The organism is Acinetobacter sp. YZS-X1-1 (assembly GCF_000804305.1).
Classification (GTDB): Bacteria; Pseudomonadota; Gammaproteobacteria; order Pseudomonadales; family Moraxellaceae; genus Acinetobacter; species Acinetobacter variabilis.
Window position 1 is genome coordinate 206,175 of the sequence record NZ_JWHB01000003.1, and the last position, 16,097, is coordinate 222,271.

At 43.2% G+C, this 16,097-nt stretch carries 14 protein-coding genes and 1 pseudogene; 5 read left to right on the plus strand and 10 right to left on the minus strand.

All coding sequences use genetic code 11. The annotated features are described in order from the left end of the window. Positions 1-12 precede the first annotated feature (12 nt). Complete coding sequence (gene sthA / locus RJ01_RS03470; RefSeq protein ID WP_005234884.1) at positions 13-1,428, minus strand: Si-specific NAD(P)(+) transhydrogenase; 1,416 nt, start codon at positions 1,426-1,428, stop codon at positions 13-15. Between the two features lie 217 nt (positions 1,429-1,645). On the opposite strand from sthA, the gene lipA reads away from it, so the two are divergent. From lipA to RJ01_RS03485, 3 genes are all read left to right on the plus strand, one after another. Then, positions 1,646-2,659, plus strand: coding sequence for a lipoyl synthase (lipA, locus tag RJ01_RS03475; RefSeq protein ID WP_004782741.1), 1,014 nt, complete (start codon positions 1,646-1,648; stop codon positions 2,657-2,659). A gap of 351 nt (positions 2,660-3,010) precedes the next feature. Then, positions 3,011-5,515, plus strand: a complete 2,505-nt coding sequence (locus RJ01_RS03480) for an acyl-CoA dehydrogenase (RefSeq protein ID WP_034170053.1) — start codon at positions 3,011-3,013, stop codon at positions 5,513-5,515. A 167-nt stretch (positions 5,516-5,682) separates the two neighbouring features. Next, a complete protein-coding gene (locus RJ01_RS03485; RefSeq protein WP_034170077.1) occupies positions 5,683-6,075 on the plus strand; it encodes a carboxymuconolactone decarboxylase family protein in 393 nt (130 codons plus the stop codon). A gap of 120 nt (positions 6,076-6,195) precedes the next feature. Here the strand turns inward: RJ01_RS03485 and RJ01_RS03490 are convergent, their stop codons facing one another. The 9 genes and pseudogenes from RJ01_RS03490 to RJ01_RS03530 all read right to left on the minus strand — a co-directional run bounded on the left by RJ01_RS03490 (position 6,196) and on the right by RJ01_RS03530 (position 14,216). Beyond that, entirely contained in the window at positions 6,196-7,071 is an 876-nt protein-coding gene (locus tag RJ01_RS03490; protein WP_081402636.1) for an NAD(P)-dependent oxidoreductase, read from the minus strand. 15 nt (positions 7,072-7,086) lie between these two features. After that, a complete protein-coding gene (rutG, locus tag RJ01_RS03495) occupies positions 7,087-8,448 on the minus strand; it encodes a pyrimidine utilization transport protein G (protein ID WP_034170055.1) in 1,362 nt (453 codons plus the stop codon). Positions 8,449-8,481: 33 nt separating this feature from the next. Then, a pseudogene (gene rutF / locus RJ01_RS03500) lies at positions 8,482-8,964 on the minus strand (NADH-dependent FMN reductase RutF); the annotation flags it as partial. A gap of 178 nt (positions 8,965-9,142) precedes the next feature. Beyond that, positions 9,143-9,523: a pyrimidine utilization protein C gene (rutC, locus tag RJ01_RS03505; RefSeq protein ID WP_004646493.1), complete on the minus strand. Its 381-nt coding sequence runs from the start codon at positions 9,521-9,523 to the stop codon at positions 9,143-9,145. A 32-nt stretch (positions 9,524-9,555) separates the two neighbouring features. Continuing rightward, positions 9,556-10,317 carry a pyrimidine utilization protein B gene (gene rutB, locus RJ01_RS03510; protein WP_034170057.1) on the minus strand — a complete coding sequence of 254 codons (762 nt, stop codon included), beginning with the start codon at positions 10,315-10,317 and terminating at the stop codon, positions 9,556-9,558. Next, positions 10,314-11,420, minus strand: coding sequence for a pyrimidine utilization protein A (gene rutA, locus RJ01_RS03515; protein WP_034170058.1), 1,107 nt, complete (start codon positions 11,418-11,420; stop codon positions 10,314-10,316). The genes rutB and rutA overlap by 4 nt, the downstream gene beginning before the upstream one ends. A 349-nt stretch (positions 11,421-11,769) precedes the next feature. After that, complete coding sequence (gene rutD / locus RJ01_RS03520) at positions 11,770-12,561, minus strand: pyrimidine utilization protein D (RefSeq protein ID WP_034170059.1); 792 nt, start codon at positions 12,559-12,561, stop codon at positions 11,770-11,772. Between the two features lie 80 nt (positions 12,562-12,641). After that, positions 12,642-12,899 carry a hypothetical protein gene (locus RJ01_RS03525; protein ID WP_005234869.1) on the minus strand — a complete coding sequence of 86 codons (258 nt, stop codon included), beginning with the start codon at positions 12,897-12,899 and terminating at the stop codon, positions 12,642-12,644. Positions 12,900-13,034: 135 nt separating this feature from the next. Continuing rightward, positions 13,035-14,216 (minus strand): S1C family serine protease, encoded by a 1,182-nt coding sequence (locus RJ01_RS03530; protein ID WP_004782756.1) that lies wholly within the window; start codon positions 14,214-14,216, stop codon positions 13,035-13,037. A 170-nt stretch (positions 14,217-14,386) separates the two neighbouring features. On the opposite strand from RJ01_RS03530, the gene RJ01_RS03535 reads away from it, so the two are divergent. Beyond that, positions 14,387-15,145 carry a Nif3-like dinuclear metal center hexameric protein gene (locus tag RJ01_RS03535; RefSeq protein WP_034170060.1) on the plus strand — a complete coding sequence of 253 codons (759 nt, stop codon included), beginning with the start codon at positions 14,387-14,389 and terminating at the stop codon, positions 15,143-15,145. Between the two features lie 152 nt (positions 15,146-15,297). After that, the gene (locus tag RJ01_RS03540) at positions 15,298-15,924 is read left to right on the plus strand and encodes a superoxide dismutase (RefSeq protein ID WP_004782758.1); all 627 of its coding nucleotides are present in this window, start codon (positions 15,298-15,300) and stop codon (positions 15,922-15,924) included. The last annotated feature ends 173 nt before the right edge of the window (positions 15,925-16,097 follow it).

The window sequence follows — 16,097 nt, forward strand, 5'->3', positions numbered from 1 at the left end:
GAATAAATCAAATTAGAATAAACGGTTCATACCATTCAAGGTTGCCACACGATAGGCTTCCGCCATCGTTGGATAGTTGAATGTAGTTTCCACAAAATACTTGATCGTATTGTTCGGGCTGTTCATGACCGCTTGACCAATGTGGATAATCTCCGAAGCATTATTACCGAAACAATGCACACCTAGAACTTCCAGCGTATCGCGGTGGAACAGGATTTTTAATTCACCAACCGTATCACCGGTAATCTGCGCACGCGCCAGATGACGGAAAGAAGCCTGACCCACTTCATACGGGATTTTTTCTTCAGTCAGCTGCTGCTCAGTTTTACCGATCGAAGAAATTTCTGGAATGGTATAAATACCAGTCGGAATATCAGTTACGGGTGCAACGTCTTGCTCACCGCTCATGTTGGCACCTGCGCAACGACCTTGGTCATAGGCAGCAGAAGCCAATGATGGCCAGCCAATCACGTCACCTGCAGCATAGATATTTTCGACTTCAGTCTGATACTGTTCATTCACGGTTAATTGACCGCGGCTGTTTGGTTTCAGGCCAATATTTTCAAGGCCTAAACCGTCAGTATTCCCTGAACGGCCGTTACACCACAGAATAGCGTCTGCCTTAATTTTCTTGCCGCTTTGTGTATGCAGAACGACATAATCATCAGAAGTTTCAAGGAAGTCGATCTGTTCATTATGACGGATCAATACACCCTGTTCGCGTAAGTGATAAGACAGCGCATCGGAGATTTCATCATCCAGATAGCTCAGCAGTTTTGGTTGGGTGTTGATCAGGTCAACCTTATGTCCCAATCCAATAAAGATTGATGCATATTCACAGCCAATCACACCTGCACCATAAATAATGATTTTTTGGATCGAGAAATCCAGATCCAGAATTTTGTCTGAATCAAATACACGTGGATGATTGAAATCAAGAATCTCTGGACGGTATGGACGTGAACCCGTCGCAATCACCAGTTGCTGGAACATAATGGTTTCTTTTATGCCATCTGGTGTAAATACAAAGATCGTATTTTCGTCTTGAATGTAAGCACGACCATGATAGATATCAATCTTGTTACGGTCATAAAAACGTGAGTGAGTATCCACCTGCTGCTGAATCACTTTATGTGCATTACGCAGTACCTGTTTCATAGTGAATTGTTTCCATTCACCTACTTTTTGAAACATTGGATCACGTTGATAACGGATGATGCTGGATACCGTTTGACGCAATGCCTTACTTGGAATCGTACCTACGTGTGTACAGTTACCACCCAGCTGTTCACGCATATCTACAATTGCAACACGCTTACCAGATTTGGCAAGTTTCATTGCCGCGCCTTCGCCCGCAGGGCCTGAACCTAGAACTACCGCATCGTACTTAACGAAAGTTCCACTAACGACCTCTTTTTTACGTGGCATTCAACGCTCCTTAAAATTAAAAAATTTTGCTTTAATCTACGCTATATTATGACGTAATTGCTACCAATTTGGTGTATTTAACTTACATATATTGTGTGATAAGAACATTTTTTAAATGAATAATCCTTTTCACCCTATTTCACCCGAGTTTCGTTATAATTAAAAAAGTGTTAACTTTGATTTATCTCCCTCCTTCAAAACAGTGGAAAAGTTATATATGTCTGAAAACCGTAAACCTGAACAGGGTATCAAACTTCGCGGCGCAGAAAAGGTCGCCCGTATTCCTGTAAAAGTTGTTCCTACGGTTGAAACGCCACGTAAGCCGGACTGGATCCGCGTGAAAATGGCCGCTCCCGAGGAAGTTCAGCGTATTAAAACTACACTTCGTCAGCAAAAACTGCATACCGTATGTGAAGAAGCTGCCTGTCCGAACCTGCCTGAATGTTTTGGTGGGGGTACAGCAACCTTTATGATTATGGGTGATATTTGCACGCGTCGCTGTCCGTTCTGTGATGTGGCGCATGGTCGTCCAAATGCACTTGATCCAGACGAGCCGCGTCATATGGCAGAAACGATTGCCAACTTGGGTCTGAAGTATGCAGTCATCACTTCAGTAGACCGTGATGACCTATTGGATGGCGGTGCACAGCATTTTGTAGACTGTATTAAAGAAGCTCGTGCTTTGAGTCCAAAGACTTTGCTAGAAATTCTGGTACCTGATTTCCGTGGTCGTATGGACATCGCTTTACGCATCATGACTGAATGTCCACCAGACGTGTTTAACCACAACATTGAAACTGTGCCACGTCTGTATAAAGCCATGCGTCCAGGTTCTGATTATCAGCACTCTTTAAATCTGTTGAAAATGTTTAAAGATTATTGCCCAGAAATTCCAACCAAATGTGGTTTGATGGTCGGTATCGGTGAAACTGAAGAAGAAGTTCTCGCTCTGCTAGACGACCTGAAAGCTCATGACGTGGATTATGTAACGATTGGCCAGTATCTACAGCCATCTAAACAGCATGCGCCAATCGACCGTTTTGTAACGCCAGAAGAATTCGAACGTTATGCAGAACATGGCCGTAAGCTTGGCTTTAAGAATATCTGGTCAGCACCGATGGTACGTTCAAGTTACTTTGCGGATCGTCAATACTATGGTGAACCGGTTCCAGAAGTACGCCGTAAAGTTGATCCAGCAAAAAAAATCGCTGTACAGGCAATCGAAGCTTAAAATGACTTAGATCAAAGCCCTCTCAAGTAGAGGGCTTTTTTATGCCTAGCTAAATTTATATTTGTTCACTTTTTAATTATTTTATCTACCCTCTCTTGGAGATTAAGTTATTACTTATCTTCACATTTCTTTGCGTGTTCTCACTTGAAGACTGCGCATTTTTCAAACAATCTCAAAAACAGATAAAACACTTCAATATATCGTTGAAATATTTAATAACGATTGTTCTCACAAGAACAATTGTGAATTTGCCAATTGCTTAAGCGATGTAAAAAAATTGATCAAGTCTTATGAAGACACCTTAGGGAGATCGGCAGCATCACACTTGTATGACCCTGGAGAAATATAACAATGCTATTTATTTTCGCCGTACTTCTTCTCATTGCCAGTTTATGGGCGATTTTCTTTTTTCAACTCTCCCGTACCACTGGTACAATTACCCTGATTGTCATGTCAGTGGTTTGTGCCTTTATCAGTCCTTGGTCACTGATTCTGGGCATTCCTTTGATCCTGATCAGTCTGGTCGTCATGATCGAACCTTTGCGCATGTCTTTCATTTCCAGGCCAGCCTATAAAGCTTTAGCGGATGCCATGCCGAGCATTAGCCCGACAGAACGTGAGGCTCTTGATTCCGGCACCAGCTGGTGGGAAAAAGAACTCTTTATGGGTGCGCCGAACTGGGAAACCTTTAATAGCTATCCTTATCCAAAACTTTCCGTTGAGGAACAGGCATTCTTGGATAACGAAGTCGAAACGCTCTGTAGCATGCTGGATGAATGGGAAATTCATGAGAAGAAAATGCTGCCTGAACATATCTGGCAATATATTAAAGATAACGGTTTCTTGGGACTAATTATTCCCAAAGAATACGGCGGTCGTGCCTTTAGTTCCTTTGCTCAAAGCCGAGTGATGAGCAAAATTTCTTCACGCTCTCTCACTGCTGCTGTGAGCTGTATGGTGCCTAACTCTCTCGGGCCGGGTGAGTTGTTACTACATTATGGTACTGATGAGCAAAAAGATCGTTATTTACCCGGTCTGGCCAAAGGTGAAGAAATCCCATGTTTTGGTCTGACCAGTCCTGAAGCCGGTTCAGATGCCGGTGCAATTCCAGATACCGGTGTGGTCTGTTATGGGCAGTTTGAAGGTCAGGAAGTTCTCGGTTTGAGAATGAATTTTTCTAAACGCTGGATTACCTTAGCACCGATTGCCACTGTCGTCGGTCTGGCTTTTAAAATGTATGACCCTGATCATCTACTTGGTGATAAAACAGATTATGGGATTACTTGTGCCTTGCTACCGGCCAATCATGAAGGGGTAAAAGTCGGTCCACGACATAATCCTGGCTCCCCTTTTATGAATGGCACTGTTGAAGGTAAGGATGTATTTATTCCTTTAGACTGGATAATTGGTGGCGTGAAAAATGCCGGTAAAGGCTGGCGTATGCTGATGGAATGTCTAGCGGTTGGTCGTGGTATTTCCCTACCGGCTTTATCTACCTCTAGTGCCGAAATGACTTATCTGAATGTCAGCGCGTTCTCGCGAATCCGTCAGCAATTCAAGATTTCGGTGGGTAAATTTGAAGGCGTACAGGAAGCCAATAGCGAAATTGCCAGTGATGCCTATATGCTGGAAGCATTCCGTTATTTAGTGACTTGTGGCTTGAATCAAGGTGGTAAGCCGGCAGTCATGACCGCGATTGCCAAATACTACGCCACTGAGACCATGCGTAAAATCGTCAATCATGGTATGGATGTCGTGGGTGGTCGCGCCATTCAGATGGGGCCTCGTAACTTTTTGGCCTTAAACTATCAAGCCATTCCAGTATCAATTACAGTTGAAGGCGCCAATATTCTGAGCCGTTCATTGATGATCTTTGGTCAAGGTTCGATGCGTTGCCATCCTTATCTGTATGAAGAATTACAGCTTCTGCAAGCTGAAGACCCGAAAGCCGCTCTGAATCCATTCGATACTATGTTGTTTAAGCATCTGGGTTATACCTTTAACCGGACTGCCCGCTCTTTTGCCTATGCTTTTAGCGGTGGTTCAAGTGCTGCGCCACAAAGTGCGGTTGATTTTACCCGTCCTTATTACAAGATTATCAACCGGCTCAGTGCCAACTTTGCCCTGACTGCAGATATGTGTTTAGGTTTATTAGCAGGTGATATTAAACGCAAGGAAATGCTTTCTGGCCGTCTGGCTGATATTCATGCCCATCTGTTCATTGCGACGGCAATTCTGAATTTTTTTGAACATAGTAAAAAAACTGAAGCTGAACGTCTGCATGCACAGTTGGCAATTGAGAAATCTTTATATACCGCTCAGGAAGCGTTTTATGACCTGTTTGCGAACTTCCCGGTGGGTGTTGCTGCTGGCATGGTCAAACTCATCTGTTTCCCATTTGGCCGCCCTGTCGCGAAACCATCTGACCGACTTAAACAGGAAGTCGCAAATGTCATGATGGAAGATAACGCTTTCCGGAAGGTACTGAAAAAGCATGTTTTCTATAGCACAGCGGAAGATGATGTAAATGGTCGTATGGAATCAACCTTCACCATGTTATTGGAAATTGAGCAGCTTTGGGATCGCTTTAAAAAAGCTGAAAACAAAGGTCAATTTAAGGGACTTAGTTTTGCTGATCATGTGGCTGATGCGCATGGACAAGGCTTTATTAATGAAGAAGAAGCCAATAAGTTACTGCACTATAATGCGCGTCGCTATGACAGCATGTTGACTGATGTCTTCGATTTGCATTTACAGGAAGTATTGGAACTGGAAAATCCTCATATTTCGAAAGCAGATGCAACAGGTACTGATACCTCAGTTCAAAGTGCACCTTCACATTCAACCAGCCCTTAGATAAATTTTTTATCTAAATCGAATCTTGCTTTCCAAAGTGAAGTTATTTCCTGATTTCACTTTGGATATCTCAAGTGGCTATTCAGCCACTTTTTTACGACTATTGCACGATGGTATTTAAGAGATAAAACGTTAAGCTACACCCATAATAAAATTGAGGGTCAATGATGTCACGACAAGATTATGAAAATGGCTTGAAAGTCCGTACTGAGGTGATGGGTGCAAGTTTTGTAAAGCGCGCTCAGGACAATACGGTTCCTTTTACTCAGCCTTTGCAGGACTGGATTAATGAACATGCCTGGGGTTCAACCTGGCAACGTGAAGGGGTTTTACCACGTAAATACCGTTCTTTAATTACCATTGCTTTTCTTACCGCGCAAAAAAGCCCGACTGAATTGAAAGGCCATGTTCGTGGCGCTTTGAATAATGGTGCAACAGTTGAAGAAATTCAAGAAGTGCTACTGCATAGCCTGCCTTACTGCGGTGCCCCTGCCACACTGGAAGCCTTCCGTGCAGCATTTGAAGTAATTCAGGAATATCAGGCAAATCAGCAGAATTAAGAATTACCTAGGCTATTTAACTGGCTTATCAATAATAAAGCCGGGAATTAAAATTCCCGGCTTTTTAAATTTTAAACTGATATATCTATAGCTATACTTCTTTAATATTGTTTGAAAAGATTATCCTCTTAATTCAATTTGAGTCCGCTGTTCCAGTCCTTGCACCGCAGCGGAGAAATCCAGCTGACTGGCCTGTGGTTTGGCAATCTGCTGAAACTCTTGCTGAATCAAAGACATCACCGATAAATCCAGTTGCTGTTGCTGTACCAACTCCAAGGCAATGCCAATATCTTTCTGTAATAGATCCAGTGCAAAGGTCTTATTAAATTCACGGCTTAGTACACGCTGTGCCATGATATTTTCCGACATGCTGCTTTTACCACTGGAATGATTAATACAATTTAGTGCACTGCTTAAATCAACACCCTGCCCTTTCAGTACCGTCAGTCCTTCGGCCAGTGCCCATAAATGGGTAGCCATCAAGGTATTGTTGACAGCCTTGACTGCAAAACCAGCACCACTTTCTCCGACATATTCGATTAATCCGGCAAACGCATGAATGATAGGTTTGGCTTGTTCAAAGGCTTGCTCATTCCCTCCCACCATCACGGTTAAAGTACCTTTTTCTGCGCCAACGGTTTGACCAGAAACCGGTGCATCCAGATAAAAACTGCCTTGTTGCTCCAAGAGCTTCGCCAGTTTCTGGGCAGATTCCGGTACACCGCTGGTACAGTCAATCCAGATTGCACCTTGTTTGGGTGGATAGGCTGCAATTAATGCTTCCACATCCTGACTGGTCGGCAAACAGGAAAAGATAAAATCTGCCTGAACCGCCTGCTTAATACTCACTGCTTGAGTTGCAAAAATTTCAGCATGCGTTACAGCTTTCTGTTCAGTTCGATTCCAGACCCAAACCTGATGCCCGAGTTTTGGCAAATGGGAGGCCATATGCCAGCCCATTGCCCCGAGTCCTAAAAATGCAATTGAATGACTCAAAAAATGCTCCTCATATTAAGCGACTGGCTTAGCCTCAACCTCAGTTACGGTTTCAGCTGGTTCAGATGCTGGCAATTCTTTATCTTCACCACGGTTCAGGAACAGATTGAGTAAGATCGCAGCTAAAGTTGCAGTACCAATACCGCCCAGATCAAAACCACCGATCTGCAAGCTATAGTTCCCTGTGCCCATGATCAGACAGACTGCACCAATAATCAGCGTACTGTTCTTGGTAAAATCAACACGGTTATCCACCCAGATTTTCGCACCAGCCACAGTAATCAGACCAAATACGACAATCGATGCACCACCCAACAAGGCCACTGGAATGGTACTGATCACTGCACCGAATTTAGGTGAAAGCCCAAGTAAGATGGCGAAGATACCAGCAAAGACAAATACAGTGGTTGCATAAACTTTGGTGACTGCCATGACACCGATATTTTCGGCATAAGTGGTCATCCCCGTACCACCCACAGAAGCTGATAATGAAGTACACACCCCATCAGCAAAGAAACCACGACCCATATATGGAGACAGGTTTTTACCGGTCATCGCAGAGACTGCCTTAAAGTGCCCTAGATTTTCTGCAACCAAGATAATTGCTACTGGTGCAATCATCAGCATGGCATTCATTTCAAAGACCGGACTTTGGAAATTTGGCAAACCAAACCAGGCTGCTTCACTGACCTTAGTAAAGTCAATCGCAGGTCCGAAGCCCATCACATTGGTGAAAAGGAAATAAATCAGGTAGGAAGATAATAAGCCCAATAACAATAACAGACGGCGTACCATTCCTCGTGTAAATACAGCAATCACACTGATACAGATAATAGTGATTAATGCCATCCACGAATCAAACTGGTTCGCTGAAACGCTTTTGATTGCCACTGGAGCCAGGTTCAAACCGATAATCATTACGATCACGCCTGTCACTACAGGTGGCATCAGCTTTTCAATCCATGCGGTACCGGTTTTCATGACCAGCAGCCCAATCAAGGCATAAACAATACCGCAAGCAATCGTACCGCCAAGTGCCAGTCCGATATTAGGATTCGCTCCAACTCCGGAATACCCCGTCACTGCGACGACCGCACCAATAAAGGCAAAGCTGGATCCCAGATAACTAGGCAATCGACCGCCCGTGATCAGGAAAAATAAAATGGTACCAATCCCGGTAATAAAAATTGTGAGATTGGGATCAAACCCCATTAATAAGGGTGCCAGCACGGTTGCGCCAAACATGGCAAACACATGCTGTAACCCGAGAATAATACTTTTCCCAGCAGGCAGATATTCATCTGTTTGCACGGGTGTGGTATCGAGATTGCCTTGGTAAGGCTTAAATTTTGGAAACCACGTTTCTTTTTCTTGCATCGGCTTCCCCTCCTTGATTAGGATTGAATTGAATTAGCACATTTTGTGTGGCTCACAGTAAGAACGGTTGAAGTACATCAGCGCATTGCCTTGACTCTGACACATGGCTTTCACCTCACAGAACAGCACGTCATGACTGCCTACGGATAAACATTGGACCACCTCGCAGTCAAAACTGACTAAGGCATCCTCAAGTACAGGTGACTGGGTCACCAAGGTTTTCCAGTTCCCCTGGCTGAAACGCTCTGCTATTGGTGCCTTTCCACCAAACAGATTGGAGAGATGTTGTTGATGTGATGCCAAGGTATTCACACACAACACCTGATTCTTTTTAAAGGTTTCATAGACTGAAGCAGAACGGTTCAGGCACACCAGCAACGTTGGTGGTGTATCCGTCACGCTACATACGGCCGAAGCGGTAAATCCAGCCATTCCTGCATCGCCTTGCGTAGTAATCACATTCACCGCAGCACCCAGATTGGACATGCCCTGACGGAAAATCTGCTGATCGACTTGGGTAATGATGTCGCCAGATGCGTTAGTCGCCAAAACCTTATTTAATGCGTTATTTTCTGCAACTGTCTCTGTGATGATTTTAGATAATTTGGCATTCATGCTGTTCTCCCGACCCCAAGTCAATATTCAGTTTTAGACTTGGGGCATCTAGTAATGAGATTGAATCAGGTGGATCGGCTTATACATGGGCAATCGAAGCAATTTCGACTAGCGCATCAGGTTTGACCAAACCTGTCTGTACGCAATACCGTGCCGGCTTATCTCCCGGGAAATACTCTGCATACACTGCATTAATCGCAGCATAATCTGCCCAGTCTTTGACAAAGACATGGTTAAACGTTACGTCATCCATGCTGCCACCGGCTTCTTCAATCACACGCTTGATGGTTTCCAGAATATGACGGGTCTGTGCTGCGGCATCACCGACATGCACTACATTATTATTTTCATCAAAGGCCAATGTACCGGACACATACACAATATTATCTGCCTTAGTTGCCGGTACATACGGTGCGAGTGGTTTTGATGTTCCTGCGGGAATAATGATTTCTTTAGGCATACTTTTTTTCCTTAATCCTGATCTTTAATTCTTTATACGCTTACAGCTAATTTAGTTTCTTTTAGTGACTCACTTTCTTTTTGAAAGGTATCGACAAAATTTGCGGTATCGGATACCCAGCCAAAGAAGGTCTTGATGTTGTACAGACTGGCTTCATGGGCCTCGACTGGACCGGCTTGATGGCAGGCATCCGCCAGCACCACGCCGAAATATTCCAGAAAGAAACCATCACGCAGGGTCGATTCCACGCAGACATTGGTGGCAATTCCGACAAAAACCAGATTGCGAATGCCGCGGACACGCAACATGCTGTCTAGTGCGGTATTAAAGAAACCGCTATAACGTGGCTTTTCAATGACCAGGTCCTGTGGCAATGGCTTTAACTCATCAATCAGTTCAAAATCCCAACCGCCTTTTGCTAATAATTTCCCTTGTAATTCAGGACGTTTACGCATGGTCTTTAGGGCATTTGATTTATGGAAATTTGGAGAATCGGTTCCACCCGCTTCCTTATATTCTGTATCCCAGCCATTTTTGAAATAAATCACCTGAATACCGGCTGCATGCGCTGCATCAACTGCCTTTTTAATATTTTCAACCACTGGCTTGGTTTTCGAGACATCAAAGCCCGCCAGATCCAGATAGCCCCCCTGTGAGGTATAGGCATTCTGCATGTCGATCACAATCAGCGCAGTCTGTTCAGGTGCAAGACAAATTGCTTCAGGTTCAGCCTTTAGGGTTCTTCCGGTGCCGAGTTTTTCAGTAAACCCAGCGGTAACTACTGATTCACTCATGCGCTTTTCTCCAGAACCGGTGCTTCGCCCTCAATCACAATATGCTCACGACATTTCATCAATGGCTGGATTTTCTGACCAAAATCTTCGACACCCTGAACGAAATCATCAAAAGTCAGCAGCACACCTTCAGTGCCTTTGATTTCGCCAATTTCATCCAACATTCGTGCCACATTTTTATAAGAACCGACCAGAGTCCCCATATTGATATTTACAGGAGATACGCTAGACGCCATTTGACGGATATTGGTATCTGCACCAGAAGTCGTGTCTTTCCCACCCTGATTCATCAACCAGTTAATCGCTTCCATGTCGGCACCATCGTTATAGTGCTGCCATTTTGCTTGCGCTTCTTCATCGGTCTCAGCTGCAATCACCATAAACAGCACATAAGTCTGTACATCACGGCCAGTCACATCTGTTTTTTCTTTTAGACGGTCATTAATTTCTGCATAAGCTGTTGGAGTATTCAGGCCTTTACCAAATACGAAGTTGTAGTCGGCATATTGTGCAGAAAACTCTAAACCTGCATCAGACTGACCTGCACAGATGATTTTCATATCGGCTTGCGGGCGCGGGCTAACACGGCAGTCTTCCATCTGGAAATGTTCGCCTTTAAAGTCTGATTTTCCGGTTGTCCAAAGCTCACGCAGGATTTGTACGTATTCAGATAGGTATTCATAGCGCTTACCAAAATACTCATTGCCCGGCCACATACCCATCTGGGTATATTCCGGTGGCTGCCAGCCGGTTACCACATTCAGACCGAAACGGCCATTGGAAATAGAATCAATGGTAGATGCCATGCGCGCTACAATTGCAGGTGGCATGACTAGAGTTGCAGCTGTTGCATAAATTTGAATTTTGCTGGTAACAGCAGCAAGACCGGCCATCAGGGTGAAAGTTTCCAGGTTATGTTCCCAGAATTCGGTCTTGCCACCAAAGCCACGCAGCTTGATCATGGAAAGTGCGAAATCGAAACCATAGTGCTCAGCACGCTGTACGATTTGTTTGTTTAACTCAAAAGTCGGCATATATTGTGGTGCATTTTCAGAGAGTAACCAACCGTTGTTTCCAATTGGACAGAAGACACCTATTTTCATTTTCACACCTCATTATTTTTTAACACTTATTCAAAATCCTGGTTCCGCTACGGGAATCTTATTTACAAGATAAACATTGCAAACCGTGTGCCAAATATTTTTATTAATTATTTATCAAATACTTAATATTTTATTTTTTGAATTTTTAGTAAAATAACTGTTTTCAAACATGAGTCAATTTTGCTCACTATGTTTCATTCAAGTGCATTTATATAAATTCATGCGTGTGCAAGCCCTGTATAAATTCGCAGTAAAATTCCTGCTCATACCATAGAAATGATTCATTAGAAAAAATAAAAAGTCAGACCCAGGGTCTGACTTAAATAAACAGATTTATTGGCTGAAAATATCAGGCTGATTTTAAATAATGCAGTATGTTTTGGTTGATCAGGGCAGTTTCAGTCACCGTAGAAGCATGTGCTCCCGTTTCGAGCAGGTTAAACCGGCTATGTGGCAATAACTGCTGCAATTTTTGTGAACATTGATATGGCACCAGAAAGTCATCCCGATTGGCAATCAGATGTACAGGAACATTTTTGAGTGCCTGCCGATGCACTTCTTCTAGTTGAAAAGCTTGTACTGCCTGTATACGTGCCAAGACATTTTGAATCGGTGGAAAGTCAAGGAGCTGCTTATTTTCTGCATCAGTCAACTGTTCAATATGTGTAGAGATCCATTGCGGTGGATACAGAAATAAAGCCTGTGCCCGCACATAGGCCTCAGTCCCGCTATTCAGCAATAAAGAAGTCCTTGCCTGAAAACATTTTTGGGTATGTGAATCCAGTTCCCCCCAGGCATTCAACATGGTCAGGCTAAGTAACTTCACACCCTTTTCCGTCTGACAGGTCGCCAGTTGCATGCCAATATGTCCGCCTAGGGCATGTCCAATAAAATGAAACTCGCAAATATCCTCATTGATCAATAAATCCAGAATCTGCCGAGCCATATGATCTACGGAATAAGGCGTTGGCAAGAGTTCAGAATCCGCATGACAACCTTCCTGATCATAGGTCACCACATGAAAATCTTGCTGCAAAACCTCAATTTGTGGATTCCAGAAACTTGCATGTCCACCTAAACCAGAAGAAAGCACTATATAAGGCGCATCGGCCCGTGCTGCAGGATAAATAAATAAAGACATAAAATTCTCATAGTTTCGCTATGAGATGAGTGCAGCAAAATACATGCCTGAATAGGACTATTTTTGAACAATTGATAAAACTATAACCAATAGACATTAAAGCTATAATAAAATTCCTGCACCTCAAAGCGCACGTTATAGCCCAGTTCAGTCAATTCTGCCGAAAGACCACGGATCTCTTCTAAAGGCAAATGTTTTGGAAACACTGTTAGCACAGCGGTATTGCCCAGTCGGGCATTATCTTCAATCAATTGAGCCAAGCGAGGCTTATACATTTCAATATTTAAATTGGCCACGTCCGATAAAATTTTGGCCTGATCTGCAGTCATAAAACTCATTGTTCTTTACTCTTTTTGATTTTTATTTAATGAAGTTAAATGATTTAATTCACATAAAATATTTTTGTTTTGTATCTAATTAAATCAATCGTGCATAAAAAAATCCCTCACATGGAGGGATTTTCTTAGAAAAAATTACTGACCTGGTAAAGGAATATATTGTGAAGAACTGCTTTGCGTTTTACGTTCACTAATCACCACATCCAGTGTCATGGTTTTTCCAGCGCGCTCTACTTCAATCTGAACGGTACTGTTTGGTGCCTGTAAAGCGACAAAATTAATCAGATGTGAGGCAGAAGTAATCACTTCATTATTTACTTTGATAATTTTATCACCACGCTGGATGCCAGCTTTTGCTGCTGGTCCATTTTCCAGCACTTCAGCGACCACTACACCTGATTCTTTAGGTTGCAGTACATCATTACGTTCAGTCGGCAACAGACTGATACCCAGCCAGCCACGAACGACACGGCCATCTTTCAGGATTGCATTCATCACCTGTTGACAAATTTTAGCGGGAATCGCAAAACCAATCCCCAGTGAGCCACCTGTTTGCGAGAAGATTGCTGTATTCACCCCGATCAGGTTACCGGCAACATCAATCAATGCACCACCCGAGTTGCCCGGATTAATTGCAGCATCTGTCTGAATAAAGTCTTCATAGGTATTGATGCCCAGATCAGAACGGCCTGTCGCAGAAATAATCCCCTGAGTCACGGTTTGACCGACACCAAACGGGTTACCAATAGCCAGAACAACATCACCGACTTCATTGCCACTCAGCTTAAATGGCAAAACTGGTAATTGTTCAAGTTCGATCTTGATTACAGCCAAATCCGTATCCGGGTCTGTACCCACGACTTTGGCTTCGGCACGACGTCCATCATGCAAGGCCACTACAATCTGGTCTGCTTGTGCAATCACGTGATTATTGGTCAGGATATAACCATCAGGACGAACTATCACGCCTGAACCTAAACTGTTTTCATTTGGACTTTGACCAAACTGGTCTGGTAACTGATCACCGAAAAATTCACGGAAGACTGGATCTGTCAGTAAAGGATGCGCCTGCTGTTTTACTTTTTGTGTGGTAAAGATATTTACCACCGCAGGTGCTGCGACTTTCACTGCGGCACTATAGGAGACAACGCCTCCAGAACGCGAAGTATCGATCAACGGTTCTACTTTTTCAGCAGGCATTTTTACGCCATCCGGCGCAATCGGTGATTTAGGTTTCTGCAGCTGCTGCCACCCCAAAAAACCGATAATGACTAAAATCAGTAACACCCAAGGTAACCATGTAAAGGTACGGCGCACTTTGCTATCCTCTAAAATATTTTAATTCGTTGATGACTAAGTAATTTGTATCCTATTGTAATGCCAAATACATAACTAAACACAAAAAAATCCACAGAGATTTGTGCTGCTTTAGTTACAATTGGACATATGAATAAGAATTGGCAAGTTCATAAACTGACAGGAATTTTATGGCGAATTTAAACGATATTATCCGCTGGTGCGATCAGACTTTGGCATCTTCCGAATTTAAGGACTATGCACCAAATGGCTTACAGATCGAAGGCCGCGCTGAAGTCAATAAAATTTTATGTGCCGTTACTGCCTCCCAAACTGCGATCGAAGCTGCGATTGAACAAGGTGCTGATTTACTATTGGTTCACCATGGTTATTTCTGGAAAGGTGAAGCCTACCCGATTACCGGGATGCGTGGTAAACGAATTAAAAGCCTGATCCAAAATGATATTTCGCTTGTTGGTTATCACCTGCCTTTAGATAGCCATCCAACTCTGGGAAACAATATTGCGATTGCAGACCTGCTGGAACTGGAAAACTTGGAACAGCTTGATCCGAGTGAGCGCCGTCCAATTGGGAATATTGGTTATTTAAAACAGGCCATGACGCCAGAAGGATTCAAGGCCTATGTATCAGAAAGACTGGGCTATGATGCGTTGCATTTACCTGCCGAAAAAAGCCTGATTCAAAAAGTCGGTTTCTGTACTGGTGGTGCACAGGATTATATTCATAAAGCAGCGGCACAAGACTGTGATGCTTATATTTCTGGCGAAGTCAGTGAGCGTACTTTTTATGATGCTCAGGAACTGGATGTGCATTATTATGCCTGCGGCCACCACGCCACTGAAAAATATGGTGTACAACGTCTGGCTAAAGCTATTTCAGAACAATTTAATATTGAGTATAGTTATTTCGAATTAAACAATCCGATTTAATTTCGATTGGCAAGTAGATGAGTGGCTTTATCTTTAAATTTTCAGGCTTTATTCTGTATTGTTATTTATACACAGTCCCATTTTTGCCTAAGAATCTATTACAATAACGCCACTTATTGTCAAAACCCAGCAAAATGCAAGGAATTGAAAACATGACAACCATTACTTTACCACCATTACCATACGACTACGACGCTCTTGCTCCACACATCAGCAAAGAAACTTTAGAATACCACCACGACAAACACCACAATACTTATGTGGTTAACCTGAACAACCTGATCGCTGGTACTGAGCTTGAAGGCAAAACTCTAGAAGAAATCATCAAAGCAACTGCTGGTGATTCATCTAAAGCAGGTGTATTTAACAACGCTGCACAAGTATGGAACCACACATTCTACTGGAACTGCTTGACTAAAAACGGTGGCGGTAAAGCAACTGGCGCTTTGGCTGCAAAAATTGACGAAGCTTTCGGTTCTTACGAAAAATTCGCTGAAGAGTTCGCAACTGCTGCTGCAACTCAGTTCGGTTCAGGTTGGGCTTGGTTAGTTGCTGATGAAGTAAACGGTAACCTGTCTATCCTTAAAACTTCAAATGCTGACACTCCAATGGCACACGGTAAAATTGCTGTGTTGACAATCGATGTTTGGGAACACGCTTACTACATCGACTACCGTAACGCTCGTCCTAAATACATCTCTACTTTCCTAGAAAGCCTGGTGAACTGGGATTACGCAAACGCGAAATATGCTGGTCAACCTGCTGGTGTTGAGAAATAATTTTTTATTTCCAGCTTAAAAAATCACCCTTCATGGGTGATTTTTTTATTTTTAGGTCTAAGATGCATATTAAAAAAGCAAATGATTCATTTCTTTACAGGAATTGATTGACGGTCTTTGTTTTCCTGCCTAAAATGCGCATCAGATTCTCCAATAGCTCAGTCGGTAGAGCG

Excerpts from the sequence above, each read along its gene's own strand:
- sthA (WP_005234884.1), bottom strand. The coding sequence starts at position 1,428 with ATGCCACGTAAAAAAGAGGTCGTTAGTGGAACTTTCGTTAAGTACGAT.
- lipA (WP_004782741.1), top strand. The coding sequence starts at position 1,646 with ATGTCTGAAAACCGTAAACCTGAACAGGGTATCAAACTTCGCGGCGCA.
- RJ01_RS03480 (WP_034170053.1), top strand. The coding sequence starts at position 3,011 with ATGCTATTTATTTTCGCCGTACTTCTTCTCATTGCCAGTTTATGGGCG.
- RJ01_RS03485 (WP_034170077.1), top strand. The coding sequence starts at position 5,683 with ATGTCACGACAAGATTATGAAAATGGCTTGAAAGTCCGTACTGAGGTG.
- rutG (WP_034170055.1), bottom strand. The coding sequence starts at position 8,448 with ATGCAAGAAAAAGAAACGTGGTTTCCAAAATTTAAGCCTTACCAAGGC.
- rutC (WP_004646493.1), bottom strand. The coding sequence starts at position 9,523 with ATGCCTAAAGAAATCATTATTCCCGCAGGAACATCAAAACCACTCGCA.
- rutB (WP_034170057.1), bottom strand. The coding sequence starts at position 10,317 with ATGAGTGAATCAGTAGTTACCGCTGGGTTTACTGAAAAACTCGGCACC.
- rutA (WP_034170058.1), bottom strand. The coding sequence starts at position 11,420 with ATGAAAATAGGTGTCTTCTGTCCAATTGGAAACAACGGTTGGTTACTC.
- rutD (WP_034170059.1), bottom strand. The coding sequence starts at position 12,561 with ATGTCTTTATTTATTTATCCTGCAGCACGGGCCGATGCGCCTTATATA.
- RJ01_RS03525 (WP_005234869.1), bottom strand. The coding sequence starts at position 12,899 with ATGAGTTTTATGACTGCAGATCAGGCCAAAATTTTATCGGACGTGGCC.
- RJ01_RS03535 (WP_034170060.1), top strand. The coding sequence starts at position 14,387 with ATGGCGAATTTAAACGATATTATCCGCTGGTGCGATCAGACTTTGGCA.
- RJ01_RS03540 (WP_004782758.1), top strand. The coding sequence starts at position 15,298 with ATGACAACCATTACTTTACCACCATTACCATACGACTACGACGCTCTT.